19 protein-coding genes are annotated in these 23,052 nt (G+C 69.6%); 6 read left to right on the top strand and 13 right to left on the bottom strand.

Features of this window, described 5'->3' with window-relative positions; genetic code table 11:
- Positions 1-41 precede the first annotated feature (41 nt).
- The 3 genes from rpsA to aroA form a co-directional block, all read right to left on the bottom strand.
- A complete protein-coding gene (gene rpsA / locus AC0IW9_RS14475) occupies positions 42-1,760 on the bottom strand; it encodes a 30S ribosomal protein S1 (protein ID WP_471648968.1) in 1,719 nt (572 codons plus the stop codon).
- Positions 1,761-2,078: 318 nt separating this feature from the next.
- On the bottom strand, positions 2,079-2,717 hold the full coding sequence (gene cmk / locus AC0IW9_RS14470) for a (d)CMP kinase (protein WP_471648967.1): 639 nt from the start codon (positions 2,715-2,717) through the stop codon (positions 2,079-2,081).
- A complete protein-coding gene (gene aroA, locus AC0IW9_RS14465) occupies positions 2,717-4,066 on the bottom strand; it encodes a 3-phosphoshikimate 1-carboxyvinyltransferase (protein ID WP_471648992.1) in 1,350 nt (449 codons plus the stop codon). Before aroA ends, cmk begins: the two co-directional genes overlap by 1 nt.
- Before the next feature lie 138 nt (positions 4,067-4,204).
- Here aroA and AC0IW9_RS14460 point away from each other — a divergent pair, with 138 nt between their 5' ends.
- The 6 genes from AC0IW9_RS14460 (at position 4,205) to AC0IW9_RS14435 (ending at position 12,438) form a co-directional block, all read left to right on the top strand.
- A complete protein-coding gene (locus AC0IW9_RS14460; protein ID WP_471648966.1) occupies positions 4,205-4,531 on the top strand; it encodes a TIGR02300 family protein in 327 nt (108 codons plus the stop codon).
- Positions 4,532-4,573: 42 nt separating this feature from the next.
- Complete coding sequence (gene recF, locus AC0IW9_RS14455; RefSeq protein ID WP_471648965.1) at positions 4,574-5,767, top strand: DNA replication/repair protein RecF; 1,194 nt, start codon at positions 4,574-4,576, stop codon at positions 5,765-5,767.
- 55 nt (positions 5,768-5,822) lie between these two features.
- Positions 5,823-8,291 (top strand): DNA topoisomerase (ATP-hydrolyzing) subunit B, encoded by a 2,469-nt coding sequence (gene gyrB / locus AC0IW9_RS14450; RefSeq protein WP_471648964.1) that lies wholly within the window; start codon positions 5,823-5,825, stop codon positions 8,289-8,291.
- Positions 8,292-8,632: 341 nt separating this feature from the next.
- A complete protein-coding gene (locus tag AC0IW9_RS14445; RefSeq protein ID WP_471648963.1) occupies positions 8,633-9,796 on the top strand; it encodes a hypothetical protein in 1,164 nt (387 codons plus the stop codon).
- A 135-nt stretch (positions 9,797-9,931) separates the two neighbouring features.
- A complete protein-coding gene (locus tag AC0IW9_RS14440; protein ID WP_471648962.1) occupies positions 9,932-11,161 on the top strand; it encodes an MFS transporter in 1,230 nt (409 codons plus the stop codon).
- Positions 11,158-12,438 carry an arsenic transporter gene (locus tag AC0IW9_RS14435; RefSeq protein WP_471648961.1) on the top strand — a complete coding sequence of 427 codons (1,281 nt, stop codon included), beginning with the start codon at positions 11,158-11,160 and terminating at the stop codon, positions 12,436-12,438. Before AC0IW9_RS14440 ends, AC0IW9_RS14435 begins: the two co-directional genes overlap by 4 nt.
- 33 nt (positions 12,439-12,471) lie before the next feature.
- On the opposite strand, the gene AC0IW9_RS14430 is transcribed toward AC0IW9_RS14435, so the two are convergent.
- From AC0IW9_RS14430 to AC0IW9_RS14385, 10 genes are all read right to left on the bottom strand, one after another.
- Positions 12,472-13,179 (bottom strand): acylneuraminate cytidylyltransferase family protein, encoded by a 708-nt coding sequence (locus tag AC0IW9_RS14430; RefSeq protein WP_471648960.1) that lies wholly within the window; start codon positions 13,177-13,179, stop codon positions 12,472-12,474.
- A 14-nt stretch (positions 13,180-13,193) separates the two neighbouring features.
- The gene (locus AC0IW9_RS14425) at positions 13,194-13,868 is read right to left on the bottom strand and encodes an HAD family hydrolase (RefSeq protein ID WP_471648959.1); all 675 of its coding nucleotides are present in this window, start codon (positions 13,866-13,868) and stop codon (positions 13,194-13,196) included.
- 163 nt (positions 13,869-14,031) lie between these two features.
- The gene (locus AC0IW9_RS14420) at positions 14,032-14,952 is read right to left on the bottom strand and encodes a hypothetical protein (protein ID WP_471648958.1); all 921 of its coding nucleotides are present in this window, start codon (positions 14,950-14,952) and stop codon (positions 14,032-14,034) included.
- A gap of 27 nt (positions 14,953-14,979) precedes the next feature.
- Positions 14,980-16,332 carry a glycosyltransferase family 4 protein gene (locus AC0IW9_RS14415; protein ID WP_471648957.1) on the bottom strand — a complete coding sequence of 451 codons (1,353 nt, stop codon included), beginning with the start codon at positions 16,330-16,332 and terminating at the stop codon, positions 14,980-14,982.
- Positions 16,329-17,945, bottom strand: a complete 1,617-nt coding sequence (locus AC0IW9_RS14410) for a hypothetical protein (protein WP_471648956.1) — start codon at positions 17,943-17,945, stop codon at positions 16,329-16,331. The genes AC0IW9_RS14415 and AC0IW9_RS14410 overlap by 4 nt, the downstream gene beginning before the upstream one ends.
- 483 nt (positions 17,946-18,428) lie before the next feature.
- Positions 18,429-19,379, bottom strand: a complete 951-nt coding sequence (locus AC0IW9_RS14405) for a tripartite tricarboxylate transporter substrate binding protein (RefSeq protein ID WP_471648955.1) — start codon at positions 19,377-19,379, stop codon at positions 18,429-18,431.
- Positions 19,380-19,672: 293 nt separating this feature from the next.
- The gene (acs, locus tag AC0IW9_RS14400; RefSeq protein ID WP_471648954.1) at positions 19,673-21,607 is read right to left on the bottom strand and encodes an acetate--CoA ligase; all 1,935 of its coding nucleotides are present in this window, start codon (positions 21,605-21,607) and stop codon (positions 19,673-19,675) included.
- 129 nt (positions 21,608-21,736) lie between these two features.
- Positions 21,737-22,105, bottom strand: a complete 369-nt coding sequence (locus AC0IW9_RS14395) for a Rieske (2Fe-2S) protein (RefSeq protein ID WP_471648953.1) — start codon at positions 22,103-22,105, stop codon at positions 21,737-21,739.
- Positions 22,102-22,596 carry a GFA family protein gene (locus AC0IW9_RS14390; RefSeq protein WP_471648952.1) on the bottom strand — a complete coding sequence of 165 codons (495 nt, stop codon included), beginning with the start codon at positions 22,594-22,596 and terminating at the stop codon, positions 22,102-22,104. Before AC0IW9_RS14390 ends, AC0IW9_RS14395 begins: the two co-directional genes overlap by 4 nt.
- A gap of 2 nt (positions 22,597-22,598) precedes the next feature.
- Positions 22,599-23,024, bottom strand: a complete 426-nt coding sequence (locus tag AC0IW9_RS14385) for an EVE domain-containing protein (RefSeq protein WP_471648951.1) — start codon at positions 23,022-23,024, stop codon at positions 22,599-22,601.
- Positions 23,025-23,052: the final 28 nt, after the last annotated feature.

Here is a 23,052-nt window from a genome sequence, read left to right as displayed (position 1 = left end):
CCGCCGGCCCTGGTCCGTCCCGCCTTGCGGCGAGCCGGGTCCTACTCCTCGCCGGCCTGCTCGCGGCGGCGGCGGATGGCCGCGCCGAGAATGTCGCCCAGCGAGGCGCCACTGTCGGTCGAGCCGTATTCCTTCATCGCCTCGCGCTCCTCCTCGATCTCCTTGCCCTTGATGGTCAGGGCCAGGCGACGGGCGGCGCGATCCACGGCGGTGACCTTCGCATCGACCTTCTCGCCCACGGCGAACTTGTCGGGGCGCTGGTCGCCACGGTCACGCGCCAACTCGGCGCGGCGGATGAAGCCAGTGAGCACGTCCTCGACCCGCACTTCGATGCCGTTGGCCTGCACCTGGGTGACGATGCAGGTCACGACGTCGCCCTTGCGGACCTTGTCGAGCACTTCGGCGGCCGGATCGGCCTCGAGCTGCTTGACGCCGAGCGAGATGCGCTCCTTCTCCACGTCGACATCGAGGACCTTCGCCTTGATGATGTCGCCCTTGTTGAAGTTCGCCATCGCGGCTTCGCCGGCGGTGTCCCAGGACAGGTCGGACATGTGGACCATGCCGTCGATGTCCGGGCCGATGCCGATGAACAGGCCGAACTCGGTGATGTTGCGGATCTCGCCCTCGACCACGGAGCCGGGCGGGTTGGCTTCCTGGAAGACTTCCCAGGGATTGCCCTGCGCCTGCTTGAGGCCCAGCGAGATGCGGCGCTTCGGCTCGTCCACGTCCAGGATGAGGACGTCGACTTCCTGCGACGTGGCGACGATCTTGCCCGGATGGACGTTCTTCTTGGTCCAGGACATCTCGCTGACGTGCACGAGACCCTCGACCCCTGGCTCCAGCTCCACGAAGGCGCCGTAGTCGGTGATGTTGGTGACGCGGCCGCTGAACTTGCCCTGCACCGGGTACTTGATGGCGACGCCATCCCACGGATCGGCCATCAGCTGCTTCATGCCGAGGCTGATGCGCTGGGTCTCCGAGTTGAAGCGGATGACCTGCACCTTCACCGGCTGGCCGATGTTCAGCGCCTCGGACGGATGGTTGATCCGGCGCCAGGCGATGTCGGTCACGTGCAGCAGGCCGTCGACGCCGCCGAGGTCCACGAAGGCACCGTAGTCGGTGATGTTCTTGACCACGCCGTCGAGGATCATGCCTTCCTTCAGGCCCTGGATGAGCTCCGAGCGCTGCTCGGCGCGCGTCTCCTCCAGCACCGCGCGGCGGCTGACCACGATGTTGCCGCGGGCGCGGTCCATCTTGAGGATCTGGAAGGGCTGCGGGCTGCCCATGAGCGGACCGACGTCGCGCACCGGGCGGATGTCGACCTGGCTGCCCGGCAGGAAGGCGACCGCGCCGCCGAGATCGACGGTGAAGCCACCCTTCACGCGCCCGAAGATCACGCCATTGACGCGCTGGTTGGCCGTATAGGCCTTCTCCAGGTTGGTCCAGGCTTCCTCGCGGCGGGCCTTCTCGCGCGAGAGCACGATGGAGCCGTCACGGTCCTCGTAGCGCTCGACGAAAAGCTCGATCACGTCGCCGGGCTTCACTTCCGGCTTCTGCCCCGGCGGGGCGAATTCCTTGAGGGGGACGCGCCCCTCGCTCTTCAGCCCGACATCGACGACGGCGAAGTCGTCATCGACGCGGATGACGCGGCCGGTGACAACGGAGCCCGCGAAGCCGGTATCGGCGCCGAGGGTCTCGTCGAGCATTGCAGCAAAGTCTTCGATCCCCGCGCTTGGCGCGAGGGCTGTGGCGGATGCCATGCGTTCTGTCTGTCCCGAACTGCCCAAAAGCTATGGGCGGTGGTCCTGCGCCCCCAACCGAGGGATTGAATCCCTTGGGCTGGACACGACGTGATCGGGTGGCGGAACCTCCCCATGGGATTTCCCTGGGGGACCGGTTCAATCGCCTTGCGACCCTGGTGCCTGGGCGGCGTATCGGCCCACCCGGTTCCGGCCCTCAGGCAGCGCGAGCGACACCACGAAGCCGTGACGCTGCCAGCGCAACCGCAGGCGCCACGAGCCTCGCAAGGCTCGCAGCCGAGGTTGGCTAGGCTTTCACCGGATGCTCGTCAAGCGGAATCAAACCGGCCCGCCAAGCCTCGACCGGACCAGCGCCATGGCGGCGGAAAACGCCGCTTCGGCGTCCATCGTCGTGGTGTCCAGCACCGTCGCATCCTCGGCCGGTTTCAGCGGGGCGGTGGCGCGCTGGCGGTCCTGCTCGTCCCGCGCGGCGAGTTCGGCGGCCACCACCTCCAGCGCGGCGGTGGCGCCCTTGGCCTGCAGTTCCAGCCAGCGGCGGCGGGCGCGCTCCTCCGGGCTGGCGGTGACGAAGAGCTTCACCGGGGCGTCCGGGAAGACCACTGTGCCGATGTCCCGGCCATCCAGCACCGCGCCATGGCGGCGGCCGAAGCCGCGCTGCCAGTCCAGCAGGGCGGCGCGGACGGCGGGGATGGCGGCGACGGCGCTGGCGGCCTTGTCGGCCTCCGGCCCGCGCAGGTCGCCGCGGGCCAGGTCTTCCGGCGTCAGGGCGCTGGCGGCGGCGGCGGCGGTCGCCGCATCGCGCGGGTCGCCCGCCGCATCCAGCACGCGGCGGCCGGTGGCGCGGTACAGCAGGCCGGTATCCAGGTAGGGCAGGCCCAGTTCGGCGGCCAGCCGGCGCGCCAGGGTCCCCTTGCCGGCGGCGGCCGGCCCATCCACGGCAATGACCAGCGCGTTCATCACAGGCTCCCGATGGCGTCACCGCCGGCGGCCAGGTTCACCAATTCCGCGAAGCCGGGGAAGCTCGTTTCGATGAAGCCGGCATCATCGACCCGGACCGGCGCCCGGGCGGCGAGGCCCATGATCAGCGCGCTCATCGCCAGGCGGTGGTCCATATGGGTGGCGACCAGCCCGCCGCCGGGGATCGGCCCGCCCTGGCCATGGACCAGCAGGTCATCGCCCTCGATCGTCGCCTCGATGCCGTTGGCGGCCAGCATGGCGGCGGTGGCGGCCAGGCGGTCGCTTTCCTTCACCCGCAGCTCCGCCAGGCCGCGCATGCGGGTGGTGCCGGTCGCGGTGGCGGCGGCGACCGCCAGGATGGGGTATTCGTCGATCATGCTCGGGGCCCGGCCGGCGGGGACGTCCACCGCGCGGAGCGGGCCGTATTCGGCCACCAGGTCGCCGACCGGCTCGCCGCCCTCGGTGCGGGCATTCTCGATGGTCAGCGCCGCGCCCATCTCGCGCAGGGTGGTGAAGAGCCCGGTGCGCAGCGGATTCAGCCCGACATTGGCGATGGTCAGCCGGCTGCCCGGGACCAGCAGGGCGCCGACCAGGAGGAAGGCGGCGGAGGACGGGTCGCCGGGGACCAGGATGGGGGCGGCGACCAGCTCCGGCTGTCCCTCCAGCTCGACCACCCGGCCCTCGGACGTGTCCTCGACCCGGACCGTCGCGCCGAAGTGGCGCAGCATGTTCTCGGTATGGTCGCGGGTCGGCTCCGGCTCGACCACCCGGGTGGTGCCGCGGGCACAGAGCCCGGCCAGCAGGCAGGCGGATTTCACCTGGGCCGAGGCGACCGGCAGCCGGTAGTCGAGCGGCATGGCCTCCGCCGCGCCCTGGACCGCGAGCGGCAGGCGGCCGCCCTCCCGCGTCCAGAAGGTCGCGCCGGCGGCGGCCAGCGGCACCGTCACCCGCAACATGGGGCGGCGCCGCAGCGAGGCATCGCCGGTCATCACCGCGAAGATCGGGTGGCCGGCCAGCAGGCCGCAGAGCAGCCGGGCGGCGGTGCCGGAATTGCCCATGTCCAGCACATCGGCCGGCTCCACCAGCCCGCCGACCCCGCGGCCGGAGACGCGCCAGGCGCCGGCGCCCGTCTGCTCCACCGTGGCGCCGAGCGCCCGCATGGCGGCGGCGGTGCGCAGCACATCCTCGCCTTCCAGCAGGCCGGTGATCTCGGTGGTGCCGATGGCCAGGGCCCCGAACATCAGCGCGCGGTGGCTGATGGACTTGTCCCCCGGCACCCGGTGGGTGCCCGAGAGCGGCGCGGCGGGGGCGCGGGCACGCAGCGGCGTGACGGAAGCGGAGTGAACCATGGCCAGGCCTTCAAGGATGAGGGCGTTTGACATGGGCCGCCGCCCCGTGGCAATGCGCTGCACCCTTTTTCCCGCCCGAACCGCAGCCTTCGTCCGTATCCTGCGCCCGGGCGGGATCCAAAGCATGAGGCTTCCCCCATGGCCAAGCCCGAACTGGGCCTCAAGCGTGTCTGCGTCGCTTGCAGCACGAAATTCTACGACCTGACCCGCGCCCCGGCGATCTGCCCGAAATGCGGCACCGAGCAGCCGGCCGAGCAGCCGCGGCTGCGCCGGTCCGCCGGCTCCCTGCCGGCCGAGGACAAGGTGAAGAAGCGTGCGACCACGCCGGAGGCCGATTCCGACGAGGTGGAGCTGGAGGACGTGGAGGCCGATGAGACGGTCGAGGACGCCGAGGAGCTTGAGGACGAGGCCGATGCGATCGGCGAGGAAATCGAGGTCGAAGGCGACCGCGACGAAGAGGGCTGATCTGGGCGGACAGGGGGGCGGCCAAGGGGGCTGGCTGCGCTGATGGCGCTGCCTGTCCCCCTGGCTCCCGCCCTGCTGCTCACCCGGCTGATGCTGCGGGACTTCCGCAGCTACCCGGCGCTGACCGTACCCTTCAACGCCCGCATCGTCGTGGTGTCCGGGGAGAATGGGGTCGGCAAGACCAACCTGCTGGAGGCGATCAGCCTGCTCGGCCCCGGACGCGGGCTGCGCGGGGCGCGGACGGCCGAGCTGGGCCGGCGCCAGGACGGGGCGCCGCTGCCCTGGGCGGCGGCCGGGCGCTTCGAGAGCGAGCCATGGTCAGGCTTCGATATCGGCACCGGCACGCCTGAAGGCGGTCCCCCGGAGCGCCGGGTCTTCCGGCTGGACGGCGAGCCGGTGCGCCGCCAGTCCGAATTGGCGGAGCGCGTCGCCACCGTCTGGCTGACCCCGCAGATGGACCGGCTGTTCCAGGATGGCGCCAGCGACCGCCGCCACTTCCTCGACCGCCTGGTCTGGGCGCTGGAGCCGCATCACGCCCGGGAAGTCGCCGCCTATGAGAATGCCATGGCCCAGCGCAACCGGCTGCTGGCCCAGGAAAGGCGGGAAGGCCGGGTGGACCCGCAATGGCTGGCGGCGCTGGAGGATGCCATGGCCCGGCATGGGGTGGCCGCCGCCGCCGCCCGCCGCGGCCTGGTCGGCCGGCTGAACGCCACCCTGGAAGGCGGCATCACCGGCGCCTTCCCCGCTGCCCATCTGGCCCTGCACTGCGCCGTCGCCACCGCCCTGGATACCGCCCCGGCGCTGGCGGTGGAGGAGGACTGGCGGGCAAGCTGGGCCGCGAACCGGCGGCGCGATGCCGCGGCCGGTGGCGCGGTGGAGGGCCCGCACCGGGCCGACCTGCTATTCACCCATGTGCCCAAGGCCCTGCCGGCGGCGCTGTGCTCGACCGGGGAGCAGAAGGCGCTGCTGGTGGCGGTGGTGCTGGCCCATGCCGGGCTGATCGCCGCGGCGCGCGGCTTCGCCCCGCTGCTGCTGCTGGACGAGGTCGCCGCCCACCTCGACCAGCGGCGGCGGGAGGCCCTGTTCGCCGCCCTGGCTGCCCTTCCTGCCCAGGCCTTCCTGACCGGCACGGACGGGGCTGTATTCCGGCCCCTTGCCGGCATTGCAGAGGCCTTCCGCGCCACCCCCGGAGAACTCGTTCCGGATAGCGATTTAGCGATGCCTCGGGGCCTCTGAATCCCTATATAACGGGCTGTCCCCATAGCGATCGCACGAGGAGTTTGCCGCCGGCATGAGTGATGACGCCGCGCGCGCCGAATCCACCCCTTCCGAGCTCGAGCCGACCGCGGCTCAGCAGAACGGGGCCGATTACAACAGCGCATCCATTACGGTCCTGAAGGGCCTCGACGCCGTCCGCAAGCGGCCCGGCATGTACATCGGCGATACCGATGACGGCTCTGGCCTGCACCACATGGCCTTCGAGATCATCGACAACTCGGTCGACGAGGCCCAGGCCGGCTATGCCACCCGGGTCGAGGTCACCCTGAACGGCGACGGCAGCGTCACCGTGCGGGATGACGGCCGCGGCATCCCGGTCGACATGCATGAGGAGGAGGGGGTCTCCGCCGCCGAGGTGGTGCTGACCCGCCTGCATGCCGGCGGCAAGTTCAACCAGAACTCCTACAAGGTCTCCGGCGGGTTGCACGGCGTCGGCGCCGCGGTGGTGAACGCCCTGTCCGAATGGATGGAGGTGAAGATCTGGCGCAACGGGATCGAGCACTTCATCCGCTTCGAGCATGGCGTGGCGACCGACCCGCTGCGGATCGTCGGCCCCTCGCCCGAGCGCAAGGGCACCGAGGTCACCTACAAGCCGAGCAGCGCCACCTTCACCAAGGTGGAGTACGAATTCGCGGTGCTGGAGCGGCGGCTGCGGGAGCTGGCCTTCCTCAACTCCGGCCTGGCGATCGCCCTGAAGGACGACCGGCACGTGCCGGCGGCGGAGGTCTTCTTCCAATTCCGCGGCGGGCTGACCGCCTATGTGGAATACCTCGACCAGGGCAAGGAACCGCTGTTCCGGCCGCCGATCGCCGCCGTCAGCAAGGAGGTCGAGGGCATCAAGGTCGAGCTGGCGATGTGGTGGAACAACAGCCCGCGCGAGGTGGCGCTGTGCTTCACCAACAACATCCCCCAGCGCGACGGCGGCACCCACCAGGCCGGCTTCCGCCAGGCGCTGACCCGCGTGGTGATGAAATACGCCGAGGATCTGGCGAAGAAGGAGAAGGTCGAGCTGATCGGCGACGACATGCGGGAGGGCCTGACCGCGGTCATCTCAGTGAAGGTGCCGGACCCGAAATTCTCCTCCCAGACCAAGGACAAGCTGGTTTCGTCCGAGGTGCAGCCGGTGGTCCATGTCGCCGTCGCCGATGCCCTCAGCCACTGGTTCGAGACCCATCCGAAGGAGGCCAAGACCGTCCTCGAGCAGGTGGTGCTCTCGGCCGCGGCGCGGAAGGCGGCGCAGCTGGCGCGGGACAAGGTCGGCCGCAAGAACGCGCTCGAGTTCAGCACGCTGCCGGGCAAGCTGGCCGATTGCCAGGAAAAGGACCCGTCCAAGTGCGAGCTCTTCCTCGTCGAGGGTGACAGCGCCGGCGGCTCCGCCAAGCAGGGGCGCAACCGCGTCCAGCAGGCGATCCTGCCGCTCAAGGGCAAGATCCTGAACGTCGAGCGGGCGCGGATGGACAAGATGCTGTCCAGCGCGGAGATCGGCACGCTGATCACCGCGCTCGGCACCGGCATCGGGCCCGGGGAGCCGGCGCGGGGCGGGTTCGACCCGAACAAGCTGCGCTACCACCGCATCGTCATCATGACGGACGCCGACGTGGACGGCAGCCATATCCGCACCCTGCTGCTGACCTTCTTCTTCCGGCAGATGCCCGAGCTGATCGAGCGCGGGCACCTCTACATCGCCCAGCCGCCGCTCTACCGGGCCAAGCGGGGCAACGACGAGCGCTACCTGAAGGACGACCGGGCGCTGGAGGACTTCCTGCTGGAGAAGGCGCTGTCGGGCGCCACCCTGCGGCTGGCCGATGGGCGGGATTTGGCCGGGGCCGAGCTGCGGGCCGAGATGGAGGTGCTGCGCCAGGTCACCAGCCGGGTGCGGCGGCTGGCGGCCACCGTGCCGAGCGAGATCGTCGAGCAGGCGGCCGTCGCCGGGGCGCTGACCCTGGAGCCGGAGCGGGCCTTGGCGGCGGCGCAGGTGCTGGCGCAGCGGCTGGATGCGCTGGCGCTGCCGAACGAGAAGGGCTGGAAGGCCACGGCCGATGCCGATGGGCTGATCCTGTCCCGCGTCGTCCGCGGCGTGACCGAGCGGCACATGCTGAACCCGACGGCGCTGCGCAGCGCCGAGGCGCGCTGGCTGGATGAGCGCCGCGGCATCCTGGCGCAGGAATTTGGCACCGATGCCACGCTGATGCTGGACAGCACCAGCGCCACCGTCCAGGGGCCGGTCATGGCCTTCGAGCGGATCCTGATGCAGGGCCGCAAGGGGCTGACCATCCAGCGCTTCAAGGGCCTCGGGGAGATGAACCCGGAGCAGCTCTGGAAGACCACGCTGGACCCGACGGTGCGGACCCTGCTGCGGGTGCGGGTGACCGACGTGGAGGATGCCGAGACGGTCTTCTCGACCCTGATGGGCGATGTGGTGGAGCCGCGGCGGGCCTTCATCGTGGACAATGCGCTGAAGGTGGCCAACCTGGACGTCTAGGAAAGAACGAGGCCGGTCGAAGGACCGGCCTCCTTTGGTTGCTGGAACATTTATGTCTCATAATGTTTTGCCAGCAAGAGCCGTTGCCGCTTGCGATAGCGGTGATGCCGGTCGGGCCGGTGGAATTGACCAGTCCTGCGAGACGCGCCGAAGCATCCGCAGCCTTTCTTCACCGCGCATACTGTTGCGGAGAGTGCCGCCGCGGCATGGTTAGTGTCGCCGGCGGAAGCGGTAGCGATCAAGCCGGTGGCTGTTGCATCGCAAAGGTTGCGCAAGCTGGCAGGCCAGCGATACAAGGCGTTGATGCTTGGTGGCAACCGGCCGGCAAAAGGGTCTCATTCATGTCTTTAGAAACCATGGCGGATTCAGAGATCGAATCAGCCCTGGCGAGCACCCTGACAGTCTCCTCGGAGCTGGTGCCGGACGACGATGCCGCGGAATTCCGGGTCACCATCACCCGGATGCCGCCAGCCCTGGCCGGTGCGAAGCTGCGCCTCTACCTCGGCAAGATGACGATCATGGCCCTGCAGATGCCGCCGGTGGCCCATGGTGCCCCGCTACAGTATGGCCCGACCCGGCTGCCGCTGTGGAAGCTGCGCCGCCAGCGCGAATTCGGCGTGGTGGTCGGCAGCGAGAGCGGCGCGCCGCCCTTCCGCTGCCCCGTCACCAAGGTCGCGGGCGACCTGCTCGAAGCCCTGGCCCTGCCGACGCGGGACGACTTCTTCAACAAGATCCAGCTGCACCATCGCCGCTACAAGGACCCGACGCTGCTGCTGCTGGGCGCCATGTCCGCCTATGGCCGCTTCACCGATTTCGACGTGCGCGCCGCCTCCCTGACCATCCCGGCGCATCGCCTGCTGGAGAAGAATTTCCGCAGCTTCGACGACAACGACCGCGAGCTGATGGGCTGGATCTGCGAGGAAGGCCTGCGGGTGGTCGAGGAAGGGGCGGCGGAACTGGCCAGGACCAGCACCCCGAACTGGACCCTGGTGCGCTGGACGGTGTCGCTGGCCACGGTCTGCGGCCTGCTGTCCATCTGCCAGGACCGGCTGGCGGATGCGACGCGGCTCTTCGGCCTGGCGGCGGCGCAGACGGACCATGTCACCATCTCCCCGGTCAGCGCGCTGAACCTGGTGAATGCCTGCCTGATCCATGGCCTGCTGCTGACCGCCGAGGGCCAGCGCGATCTGGCGCGGGAGACGCTGGAGCGCGGCGTCATGGCATTCCCGAAATGCGCGATCTCCCAGGATGTCATGCGGAACATCTGGGTGCTCGGCGACCTGCTGAATGTCTGCAAGGCCTCGCGCACCTGCTTCGTCGCGCTCGGCCGGATCGGCCTGCTGGAGCCGAAGCCGGAGCCGCAGATGAACGAGTCCGACACCCTCGACCTCGCGCAGGTCAAGTCGCCGCTGCATGAGATCCTGCGGGCCGGGCTCTCGCCCCGGCTGATGCTCGCCATCCAGGAGATCGCCGACCGCAGGCTGGCCCCCGCCATCGCCGCCTGAGCCTGCCCTGGCATGACAGGGCTGCCATCCGTTCGGCAGCCGGCAGCGGATCGTCGCAACGATATCGTGACAATGCCGGGAACGATCGCGTTCCGTCCACGATCTTGCCCGTCAGGATCACGGAGACCGGCCGCCATGCGTCAGAACCGCGCACTCGACGCGTTGAATTTCTTCCTCGCCGATGTGCGCGACGGGCTGGGCCCCTACCTCGCGGTCTATCTGCTGGCGGTGCATCACTGGGACCAGGCGAGCACCGGGCTGGTGCTCTCCATCGCCGGCATCGCCGGGCTGCTGGCGCAGACGCCGGCGGGGGCGCTGGTGGATGCGCTGCGGGCCAAGCGGGCCCTGGTCGCGGTCGCGGCGGTGGTGGTCGCCGGGGTCTGCCTGGTCATCCCGCTCTGGCCGGGCTTCTGGCCGGTGGCCGCGGCGCAGGTGGCCAGCGGCGCCGCCTCCGCGGTGTTCCCGCCGGTGGTGGTGGCCATCACCCTCGGCCTGTTCGGCCATGCCGCCTTCACCCGCCGGACCGGCCGCAACGAGGCCTGGAACCATGCCGGCAATGCCTTCGCCGCCGCCGCCGCCGGGGGACTGTCGCTCTGGTACGGGCCGATCGCGGTCTTCGTGCTGCTCGGCCTGATGGCGGCGGCGAGCCTCGTCTCGGTGCTCGCCATCCCGGGCGAGGCGATCGACCACGACGTGGCGCGCGGCCTGGCGGCCGGGGCACCGCGGGGCGAGCAGCCCTCGGCCTGGCGGGCGCTGCTCGCCAACCGGCCGCTGCTGGTCTTCGCCGTCTGCGTCGCGCTCTTCCACTTCGCCAATGCCGCCATGCTGCCGCTGGTCGGGCAGAAGCTGGCGCAGCAGGACCTGAACCGGGGCACGGCGATGCTCTCGCTCTGCATCGTCGGCGCGCAGCTGGTCATGGTGCCGATGGCGATGCTGGTGGGCCGCCGGGCCGACCTCTGGGGGCGCAAGCCGCTCTTCCTCGCCGGCTTCGCCGTGCTGGCGCTGCGCGGGCTGCTCTATACCGTCTCCGACGATGCCTGGTGGCTGCTGGCGGTGCAGACCATGGATGGCGTCGGGGCCGGGCTCTTCGGGGCGCTGTTCCCGGTGATCGTCGCCGACCTGACCAAGGGCAGCGGCCATTTCAACGTCAGCCTCGGGGCCATCGCCACCGCCTCGGGCATCGGCGCCTCGGTCAGCAATGCGGTGGCCGGGGTCATCACGGTGCAGGCGGGCTATGACGCCGCCTTCCTGACCCTGGGGGCGCTGGCGGTCTGCGGCGGGTTGCTGTTCTGGTGGCTGATGCCGGAGACCGCCCCGCACGACGCGCCGGCAGCCGGGGCCCTGGCGGCCGGCCCGGCCGAATGATCGCCGCCCTGATCGCCACCCTGGCGGCTTCGCCCTGGACCACCTGGAGCATCGTCGCGGCCGCCACGGCCGGGGTGATCCTGCGGCCCTTCGCCTGGCCGGAATACGTCTGGGCGGTGACGGGCGCGGCGCTGCTGGTGCTGCTGGGGCTGCTGCCGGTGGCGGCGGCGCTGGCCGGCGTCGCCCGCGGCACCGATGTCTATCTCTTCCTCATCGGCATGATGCTGCTGGCCGAGCTCGCCCGGCAGGAGGGGCTGTTCGACTGGCTGGCCGCCCGCGCCGCGCGGCTCGCCAAGGGCTCCGCGACGCGGCTCTTCACCCTGGTCTTCGGCGTGGGCACGCTGGTGACCGTCTTCCTCTCCAACGATGCGACGGCGGTGGTGCTGACGCCGGCGGTGGCGGCCGTGGTCCGGGCCGCGCAGGCGAAGCACCCGTTGCCCTATCTTCTGGCCTGCGCCTTCATCGCCAATGCGGCGAGCTTCGTGCTGCCGATCTCCAATCCGGCCAATCTCGTCATCTACGGCAGCCAGATGCCGCCCCTGCTGGACTGGCTGCCGCGCTATGCGCTGCCCTCGCTGGCGGCGATCCTCGCCACCTATGGGATGCTCCGGCTGACCCAGCGGGCGGCGCTGCGGGCGCCGGTGGTCTCCGATATCGCGGTGCCGGCGCTCTCGGCGGGCGGGCGCATGGCGGCGCTGGGCATCGCCGGGACGGCTTGCGTGCTGCTGCTGGCTTCCGCCTGGGACTGGCCGCTGGGGCTGCCGACCTTTGTCGCCGGCCTGGCCGCCACGGGGCTGGTGCTGCTGCGGTCGGACTGCGGGCCGCTGGCGGTGGCGCGCGGCATCGCCTGGGGCGTGCTGCCGCTGGTGGCGGGGCTCTTCGTGCTGGTGGAGGCGCTGGAGCGGACCGGCGTCACCGCCGCGCTGGCCCGGCTGCTGGCGGGGCAGGTGCAGCATTCCGTGCCGCTGGCCGGCTGGGTGGCGGCGCTGGTCACCGGCTTCGGCAGCAACCTGGTGAACAACCTGCCGGCCGGGCTGGTGGCAGGGCGGGTGGTGGAACTGGCGCAGGTGCCGGAGGCGGTGCGGGCGGCGGTGCTGATCGGCGTCGACCTCGGGCCCAACCTTTCGGTGACCGGGTCGCTGGCGACCATCCTCTGGCTCATCGCGCTGCGGCGCGAGGGGCATGTGGTGACGGCCTGGCAATTCCTGCGCCTCGGCGCGCTGGTCATGCCGCCGGCGCTGCTGCTGGCGGTGGCCGCCAGCTTCGTCCGGCTCTGAGGCCGGGGCAGCCCAGCCGCCCCGGCCTTTGCCTCAGACCGCGTGCGCTTCCTTGCGGATGCGCCAGAGCTCCGCGGCGATGACGAAATCCTCCTCCCAATCGACGTCGACCGTCTTGTCCTTGGGGATGCTGTAGATCAGCGGCCGCTCGCCGACCCGGTCGTCGCAGGCCCGGTAGACGGGGACGGGGGCGATGAAGATGGCGCTGTTCACCTCGTACAGCGGCGTCAGCGTCTGGGTGCGCGGCCACTTCTCCTGCGCCCGGTCGTAGTTGATCGGGCGGCCCTCGCCGTTCCAGATGAAGGTCTTCAGCTCCGTCACGCCGAGCAGGCTGTCATGCGTGCCGGCGGCGCGCGCGGCCCGATAGGCGGCGATGGCGGCGGCATAATCCTCGGCCCCGAAGAAGGGCGAGGTCACATGGGTCCAGAGCACGTCGCCATCGGGGACGATGCTCGGCACGTATTCGATGACGTCGTCCGTCCGGGTGGAGGAGGCGCAGAGGTGGTCCGGCCGGCGATCCAGCCGCATGCGGCCTCGATGCGCCTGCAGCCAGGGCTGGGCGATGGCGATGACCGCCTCGTCGTTGGTCGAGAGGATGACCTCGTCGATCGCCGTGCAGGCGAGGAGCTGTTCCAGCTTGATGCCGAGCAGCCCGTCGGGCCGGTCGGCGAAGGGGCGGGTATTCTTGTGGGGAACCCGCTGGCTGCCGGCGCGGCAAGGCAGGAAGGCGATTACGGGCATCGGACGTCGTCACCTTATAACTGGGGCGAAAGCTCGCGGAGGTCGCGGATCCGGGGGAAGCCGATCTCCGCGGCCAGGGCCCGCATGCGTGGCTTGGCGGTGGAGAAATGGTCGGCATAGACGAAGCGGCAGCCGGTCGCTTCGGCGGCCTTCCAGTCGGCCTCGGCATCGCCGACGAAGACCACGTCCCGCATCGGCGCCTGGATGCCGAGATGCGCGGCGACGAGCGCGAGGTTGTCGGCCTTCGTCGCCGGCGAGCCATGGATGGCACGGAACCACTTGGCCAGGCCGCGCTCGGCGAAGACCGCATTCAGCTCCGCCCCATCCGAGCCGGAAACCACGTAGAGCGGCATGCCGGCCTCGGCGAGGCCGCGGATGACGTCCAGCATGCCAGGGGTGGAGGGGCAGCGGACGTAGCGGGAATAGAGCGCCTTGCCATAGGCCGCGCAGAGGGTGTCGCGCGTCGTCTCGGGCCGCGGCTCGAGGTCCGGCCAGGCCAGCAGGGCATCAAACAGCCGGTAGCGGGACATACCGAAATTGGCCTGCTGGAACTTGCTGAAGCGGCGGATGTCGCCTTCCGAGAAGCCCGAGGCATCGAGGACCTGCTGGAAGATCGCGGTCTTCAGCCGGTTCGATGCCAGCAGAACGCCGTCGCAGTCGAATACGACAGCCTGAACCTGCGCCTTCATGGATATGCAGCCCTAACTGAAGGATGCGGCCAGGATCATGGCGCGCATGCGGGAATCGAAGACCTGGGCACGTGCAAGGAAGCAACCTCGACCTGCAGGAAACGATGGGATCGCCCGGCCGCCCCGGAGGAGAAGCGGCCGGTCGTTTCCCGAAGCGCCTGGATCAGCGGCGCGCGGCGACGGCGCGGGCCGGCACCGGCACCGGCACGGGGCGGACATCCTCGGCCAGCCGGGCCGGGCCCGGCTCGGCGACATCGGCGCCGGCGGTGCCGCTCATCACCAGCAGCGAGCGATAGACGCCGCCCGGACGCGGCACCACGGCGCAGCCGCTGTGCAGCACCAGCAGGTTCGACGGGTCCAGGTGATAATCCACGGCGCCGGCGGCATCGGTGATGCCATTGCCGCTGAGATGACCGCCCTCGACCACCCCGACCCGGGTCTGCACCGGGCTCCAGAGGATGACATGGTTCACGCCGCTCGACGGATCGGCGCCGTTGCGGATCGCCTGCAGCATGTTGTCCACTTCGCTGACGCGATCGGACTTCAGCGTGACCTCGTTGAGGACCGTGAGTTCGAGCAGCTTCTTGCCGAGGATGGCGGCGGTTTCCTCCGGCGATTGCTGCGGCATCGCGGGATTCAGGTCGAGCGGCACCTCATAGACGCCGAAGCGGGCGAGGCCGCGCAGGAAGTCGTATTCGGTGCCGGCGATGATGTTGCGACGGCGCAGCCAGCGAATGCGACGCAACATGTCATCGACGCTGAGCTCCTTGAGCCGGTTGCCCGTCTCCTGCCCGCCGACGCGGCTGGTGCGCTGCAGCAGCACCGCTTCCGAGCCATCGAGGCGCACCACGACGGAGGCGACGTCGGCCCCGTCCGGCAGGCTGATGCTGAAGCTGTAGCCGAGGTAGCCGTCGTCCAGCCCGGCATCCGCCAGATCCTGGCGGAAGCGGTCGACGCGCCCGGTGCCGATGCAGACACCATCCGAGAAGGCCAGGATGAGCGCGTCCCGCAGCGGCGACAGCTTGGAATAGATCCAGCCGGATACCAGTTGTGGTGTAACTTCTTCGATCGCACCTTTGATCACGTCATGACTCCGTCGATTGAATACAGTTTATTGGCCGCGTTTTCTGGACTGACCTCGAGCAAGTATCGTGCCGGGCACTGATGGCTTTACGGCGACAATATCAGGCTCGGATTTCATCGAATCGGGTTTCGTCGCATCGGCGTAGGCGGACAGATACCGCCTTGCCATTTCCGTAGTATCGTAGGGCTCGGGAATATTTTGTAATAGTTTGGCGTAGGCGGCCTCATCGGCCGCACCGGCGATGACCCGGGCCAGATCCGCGGCGTCACCCCGGCGGAAATGCAGGCCGGAAATACCGTCCCTGACCTTTTCGGCCATGCCGCCGATGCCGGTGCAGATCACCGGCCGGCCCGCGGCATAGGCTTCCTGGATCACGACCGGCGAGTTTTCCCACCAGACGCTGGGGGTCAGCACGTAATCACATTCTGCCATGAGATCGAGCACGCCGCTATTCTCATACGGCCCGAGAAACCGCAGGAACGGCAATGCGGCGGTCAATTCCTCCAGCTTCTTGCCGAAGTTGTCTGAAATGCCGACAAGGTTGCCGTTGATGCGGATGTCGATGCGTTCGGCGACGGACGGCATGGTGGCCAGTCGCGCGGCCGCATCCAGCAGGACGTCCACGCCCTTGAAGGGCGTCACCTGGCCGAAGTAACCGAAGACCCAGGTCTTGGCCGTTTCGCCGGTTCTCGCCGGTCGTTTCTCGGGAATGGCGCGGGCCAGGCCATTCTCGATGACGCCCATGCGGACGGCCGGCAGCCCCCAGCCGACGAAGCGGTCGACCAGGAACTGGCTGGGCGAAATGAAGAAATCCACCGCCGAGAAGCTATCCCGGAAGAGATCCGCCCGCAGGCCCATGCGCCGCCAGCCCAGCTCGGGGAAGCAGGCGCCGCAGGCATTGTCGGAGGCGGCATTGCAGAGGCCCTGCTGCGGCCGGGTCACCATCTGCCCGTGATTGTGGCAGATCGACAGGAACTCATGCAGCGTGACGACGGTTCGCAGATCGGGCTCCCGCGACAGGTCGCGCAGGGCATTGATCCCGAAATTCAGGAAGTGGTGGAAGTTGAGCAGCTTCGCCCCGGTCTCCGCCAGGATGCCGCGCAGCTGCGCCAGCGAGGAAGCATCCCCGAGCTGGTAGAGATGGTCGTAGGTGGCCGGGTCGTAGAAGACCGCATACTCATCCGCCCGCAGGTCCAGCCGGTCCCGCAGATGAAGCGGCACCGCGGCGATGAAGACCACCGGAATCCCGAGCTTCTGCAAGCCGAGGAACAGCGTATGCGCGGCGATCTCCGCACCGCCCTTCGAGATGGAAGGATGCGCATGGGAGATGATGGCGATCGGCAGCAGCGCCTGCAGGCGCGGGTCCAGCTCCAGGCTCATGACTGCCGGTCCTCGGCCATGGTGGCGGCATCCACCCGTTCGAGCAGCTGGTCCAGCCGGCCGCCGGCGGAGGTGATCCGGGCGGTGCCGGCCTGCCGCTTGCGGCGCCGCAGGATGCCCTCGGCATGGGTCGAGCCGATCGGCGCGCCGACGTCGGCCATGTGTGCCTTGAAGGCGGCGGTGGTCCAGACCATCCCGGCCAGCGTGGCGCCCTGGGGGGCGGTGATGACCGCAAGCTCCCCGTCGCAGCCGGACAAGATGTCGAGGCCCTGGGTCCAGGCGGCCGCATTCGGGAAGGCGCCGGCACCGAGGAACATGAAGCGCGTCGCGCCGAGCATGTCGAGGATACCGGCGAGCGCGAAGAAGGGCCGGCCGGCATCCTCGACGGTGAAGGTGGCGCAGGGCAGGCCGGTGGCATGGCGCACCCAGTCGGCCAGCAGCGGCAGTTGCGCGCGGGCGGCGCCCTGTTCCGCGATCAGCGCCACCGCGGGTGCCGGGGTGCGGCCACGCAGGTTGGCGGCGAGCTGGTCCACCATCAGCCGGGCGTCGGAGGCATGCGCCGGCAGCACCGCGATGATGGTGCGCTCCGCCGTGACGATGCGGCCGAGCGGCTGCGACGCGGCCAGGCGACCGATGACCTCGTGGCGGATGGCGCGGGCGCAGCCTTCGAAGAAGGTCTCGCTCGTCAGCGCGGGAAACAGGCGCAGCGCCGCGTCGTAGCTGGTCGCATGGCCAAGCCGGCGCACCGCCATCGGGTCCAGCGAGAAATTCACCGAGGTGCCGTCGGAGAACCAGGCCTTGAGGACCGGCGCGACCAGATCCTCCGGCTGCAGCGGACCGGTCAGCACAGCGACGAAGCCGGCGCGGTCCAGCAGGCCGGGCATGTTCGGCGCGGCATTGCCGAGGTCCGGCCGCGGCAGGAAGTAGAGGCCGCCGGGAATGCTGTGCAGTACGCGGTCGGCCAGCTTCACCGAAAGCCGCACGAGGCGCTTCGTCGGGCTCAGCAGCCAGCCCTGGACGAAGCAGCCGAAGCCGGGCAGCGCCAGGATCTCATCCGCCGCCGCCTTCACCGTGGCGCCGGACAGCGCCGAGGTATCCGGCAGCCAGCTTTGCCCGTTGAGCAGCGCGCCGCGCAGGGCATTGACCCGGCCGGCATGGCACAGCGCCTGGACGCGGCCGAATTCGGCCGCGAAGGCCGGGCCATCCTGCTGGCGCAGCGGGCTGACGCTGCGGATGAACTGCTTCAGCTCCGGCCCGATGAAGACGAAGAGGTCGGTGGTTTCCGGGCTGGGCTGCCAATCGCTCTGCAGCAGGCCGACGAAGGCATGCGCATTGGCCGGCAGATCGGGGCGTTCGTAGCAGGCCAGCGCGACGGCCCCGGCGTATTTCCGCCGATCCGCGAGCACCACCGCGAATTCCTGCCCCGCATCCCGCCGGACCCAGCCGGTGAGCCAGATGACGCCGGGCCGCTCGGCCCAGAGAGTCTCGACGTAGCCTGCAAGATTCTCGGAAACCGGCCGCAGCGGCTGCGACACCAGTTCCGCGGCCTCCTGTCCCAGCGCCGTCAGGACACCATGCAGGTCGAGGTCGGTCGGGGCGGGGAGGGCATTCATCGGCTCGGCGACTGCTCAGCGACGCCCGTGCCGCAAGCCGGCAGCATCTGCAGCCTTCGTCTGAGGCATATCAACAAAAGTCGTCATGATGCCCCCGTTATCGCCATCCGTCGCGTAGCCATCATCGAACATCGGAGATGAGATCTCACGGGCGGCATTCCGCCGAGCGAACACCACGCCTTTGTGCAGTTGCAGCATACCTCACGTCAAGGGCATCGAACCAGTAAATCGAAACATCATGGCCTGCTATACCCCTCTGAGCAGCAGATCATGACAGTTGGACGACCGACCGACACGCAGATTTTGTTCGACAATCATATCGACCATGTCGAACAAGATGAGCACAGTAAGAAAACTGTCTCTGACACAAACGAATGCAGCATTCTGTTCGGGTAGGCTTATCGGGCATCAGTTACCGATAGGTTATCATCGCCAATGTAACGCCCGAAACGCCGCCCGCCCGCCCGCCATCATCGCACCGTATCACTGCAGCAGCCCGATGCGGCGCAGCAGCGCGGCCTTGTCGCTGGCATCGCGCCGCATGCGCTCGGCGAAGGCTGCGCGGCCCAGCGTGTGATTGGCCGGCTGCAGGGTGCGGCGGGCCATCGCGGCATAGGCCTCGTCCGTCACCGCCCCGGCGCAGGCGGCCTCCAGCCGGGCGAGGATCGGCTCCGGCAGGCCGGCCGGCGCCAGCAATCCGCCATAGCTGCTGACGGCGACATCGAAGCCGCTTTCCCGCAGGGTCGGCACCTCGGGAAAGCCCGGGGAGCGGTCATTGGCGATGATGGCGATGGCGCGGACCGGCTGGCCGACGGCGAAGGCGGCGACGGTGATGCCGAAGTCGATGCGCCCGGCCGTCACGTCCAGCACCACCGGCCCGTCGCCGCGATAGACCACCGGCTCCAGTTCCACCCCTGCCGCCTGGGCCAGCGAGGCCCCGGCCAGGTGCTGGATCGAGCCGGTGCCGAGGTGGCCGTATTGCAGGCTGCCGCGGGCACGGGCCGCGGCGAGCAGCTCCGTCAGGCTGCGCAGCGGGGACCCGGGCGCGACGACGATGGCGAAGGCATGGTCGTAGGTCTGGCAGATGCCCTCCAGCGCCTCCGGCCGGTAGCCGGTATCGCTGCGCATCAGCGGGTTGACGATGAGCGGCGTGGTGGCGCTGAAGCTGAGGGTATAGCCATCCGGCGCCGCCCGGGCGACGGCGGCGATGCCGACACTGCCGGCCGCGCCATCCCGGTTTACCACCACCACCGGCTGCCCCAGCCGGGCGGCGAGGCCGGGCGCCAGGGCGCGGGCCAGCAGGTCCGTGGTGCTGCCCGCGGGATAGGGGTTCACCAGCTGGATCGGGTGCCCGGGCCAGTCCTGCGCCGCGGCCGGGCCGGCCAATGCCAGCAGCAGCGCGAGCCAGCGGCCCGCCCGGAATTTCGGTTGCATGACGTCCCCCCGTTTTGCCGCCGAGGCTACGCGCCCCCGGCCGGCCCGGGGAGGTGCCTTTTCAGGCCACGGCCGCCCGTTGCGCCGGGCCGCGACTCGGACGGGGCGCGGGACCGGATGGCGAACGGGCTTGTGGGAGTCCGGGCCCGAGACCCACAAGCGCTTGTGGCGGAAGGCTTTTTGCCCGGTCCGAGTCGCGCGTCAGCGATTCGTTCCAGCGACTCGGACCATCATATTGATTCCAAGGACTCATTTTTGGGCGTGACCGCGCCGCGATTCACGCCCCGTTCCCCTCAGCCGACGCGGTTGGCGACCAGCTCCGTCACCACGCCGGGATCGGCCAGGGTGCTGGTATCGCCCAAGGCCTCGGTCTCGTTCGCCGCGATCTTGCGCAGGATGCGGCGCATGATCTTGCCGGAGCGGGTCTTGGGCAGGCCCGGCGCCCATTGGATGGCATCCGGGGAGGCGATCGGCCCGATCTCCTTCCGCACCCAGGCGACGAGCTCCTTGCGCAGCGCCTCGGTCGGCTCCTCGCCGGTCTTCAAGGTCACGTAGCAGTAGATGCCCTGGCCCTTGAGGTCGTGCGGCATGCCGACCACGGCGGCCTCCGCCACCTTCGGGTGGGCGACCAGCGCGCTCTCGATCTCGGCGGTGCCCATGCGGTGGCCGGAGACATTGATGACGTCATCCACCCGGCCGGTGATCCACCAGTAACCGTCGGCATCCCGCCGCGCCCCGTCGCCGGTGAAGTAGGTGCCGGGAAAGGTCGAGAAGTAGGTCTGGATGAAGCGCTCGTGGTCGCCATAGACCGTGCGCGCCTGGCCCGGCCAGCTATCGAGGATGACGAGGTTGCCCTCGGTCGCGCCCTCCAGCCGGTTGCCCTCGCCATCCACCAGCGCCGGCAGCACGCCGGGCAGCGGCAGGGTGGCGGAGCCGGGCTTCTGGTCCACCGCGCCGGGGAGGGGGGAGATCAGGATGCCGCCGGTCTCGGTCTGCCACCAGGTATCGACGATCGGGCAGCGGCTGTCGCCGACCACGCGGTAGTACCAGAGCCAGGCTTCCGGATTGATCGGCTCGCCCACGCTGCCTAGGATCCGCAGAGATTTGCGGCTGGTCTTCTGCACCGGCGCCTCGCCGTCGCGCATCAGGGCGCGGATAGCGGTCGGCGCGGTGTAGAAGATGTTCACCTGGTGCTTGTCCACCACCTCCCAGAAGCGGGAGACGCTGGGGTAGTTCGGCACGCCCTCGAACATCAGGGTCGTCGCACCATTGGCCAGCGGGCCGTAGACGATATAGGTATGGCCGGTCACCCAGCCGACATCGGCGGTGCACCAGTAGATCTCGCCCGGCTTGTAGTCGAAGACCAGCTCATGGGTGTAGCTGGCCCAGACCATGTAGCCGCCGGTGGTATGCAGCACGCCCTTCGGCTTGCCGGTGCTGCCCGAGGTATACAGGATGAAGAGCGGGTCCTCCGCCCCCATCGGCTCCGGCGCGCAATCCGCCGGCTGGCCGGCGGTGATCGCCTCGTACCAATGGTCGCGGCCGGCCTGCATCGGCACGTCCCGGCCGGTATTCTTCACCACCACCACGGCGCGGATGCTGGGGCAGGTCGCCAGCGCATCGTCGGCATTGGTCTTCAGCGCGACGGAGCGGCCGCCGCGGCGGCCCTCATCCGCGGTGATCAGCACCGTGCATTCGCTGTCCTGGATGCGCGACGCCAGGCTGTCCGGGGAGAAGCCGCCGAAGACGATGGAGTGGACGGCGCCGACCCGGGCGCAGGCCAGCATGGCGACCGCCGCCTCCACGATCATCGGCAGGTAGATGCAGACCCGGTCGCCCTTCTTCACGCCCAGGTCGCGCAGCGCATTGGCGAGGCGGCAGACCCGCTCGTACAGGTCGCGGTAGGTGACCTTGGCATCGCTGTTGGGGTCGTCGCCTTCCCAGAGGATGGCGGTCTGGTCGCCGCGCGTCGCCAGGTGCCGGTCGAGGCAGGAGACGGAGGCATTGAGGATGCCGTCCTCGAACCAGCGGATCGAAACGTCGCCGGTGAAGCTGGTGTTCTTGATGATGGTCGGCGGCGTCATCCAGGCGACACGACCGGCCTCCTTGGCCCAGAAACCGGCGGGGTCGGCGGCGGCGGCCGCGGTCATGGCCTTGTGCTGATCGGCGGTGACCAGGGCGTGCCCGGCAATGGCCGGCTTCACCGCGATCAGTTGGGTCTCGGACATTATGGGCCTCCCCTGGGGTAGCGCTTTGTAGGGGGAGTTTGTCCATGCGGCCTTGCGCGGCGTCAATCGGTGCGCGGGCCGTGGCGCGAAATGGCCGTGGAAAGCGGCGCCTCAGGCCTGCGGCCAGCGTTACAATCCGGCAGCCGCCGGCACCACCAGCATCCCCTCCACCACGCGGGAGGGCACCGCCTCCAGCGCCTGGCCGACGCAGGGGCCGGTGGTGCAGACCCCGTCCTCGATCCGGAAGCGGGCGCCATGGACCGAGCAGATGATATGGGTCTTGCGGGTATCCAGGAAGCGATGCGGCAGCGGCTCCAGCGGCAGGCCGATATGCGGGCAGGAATTCACGTAGACCATCACCTGCCCGGCCTTCCGCACCGCGAAGAGCCCGGTGAAGCTGCCGGGGGCGGCGGGGAAGCCGCGCGCCGCGCCCTCGGCGATCTCGTCCTCCCGGCAGAGGATCCGTTCATCCGCGCCGACCGCCGCCTCACCCATCATGCGTCCTTCGTCAGGCCGAGCCGTTCGTGCCAGCCGGCGATGCTTTCCTCCGGGTAGCGGTCGTGCCGGCGGTCCTTCGGGCCGGCCTCGACCACCACCCAGGGCGGCTTGAATTCCAGCATGATGTGGGTCGATTCCGGCGGCGCCGGCAAGGGCGTATCGACGGCCGAGGCGAAGGGATGCACCAGCTCCGGCCAGCGGGCGTCGTAGAGCCACAGGGCGCTGCCGCACCGGCTGCAGAAATGGCGCTCCGCGGCGCTGCGATGGGCGCGGGCATCCTCCGGGTTCTTCACCTTGGCATGGTGGATGGCGATGTGCTGCCGCCCGGTGACCTTCAGGGTGGCATTGTCCGCCCCGAGGTTGATGGCATAGCCCCCGCCGCCCTGGGTCTTCCGGCAGATGGAGCAGTAGCAGCGCTGGTAGGGATAGGGATGCGCGCTCTCCACCCGGAATGTCACCGCGCCGCACTGGCAGGACCCTTCGAGCTTCATGCTCACCTCCGCTTCGAGGGCTTCCAGCCGCCCATGCGGCAGAGCATGGCCCAATGCGCCTCCTCGATGGGCATCACGGAAAGGCGCGATTGCCGGATCAGGGCCAGATCGGCCAATTCCGGGGTGGCCTTGATGGTCGCCAGCGTTACCGGCTGCGGCACCGGCGAGACCGCCTTCATGTCCACGCAGACCCAGCGGCCGGTCTCGTCGCTCGGATCCGGATAGGCTTCCCGCACCACCTCGACCACGCCGACGATCTCTTTCCCGATGTTGGAGTGGTAGAAGAAGGCGAGGTCGCCCGTCCGCATGGCCCGCAGGTTCTTGGCGGCGAGCGCGTTGCGCACCCCGGTCCAGGGCTCGACCTTGTTCTCGACCTGCTGGTCCCAGGAAAACGCGTCCGGCTCACTCTTCACCAGCCAATGGGCCATCGGATCATCCCCGTTGCGGGGATGATCC

This window comes from Belnapia sp. AC561, from assembly GCF_979252845.1.
The sequence above is the reverse complement of the archived record's forward strand: the minus strand, read 5'-3'. Positions and strand labels throughout refer to the sequence as shown.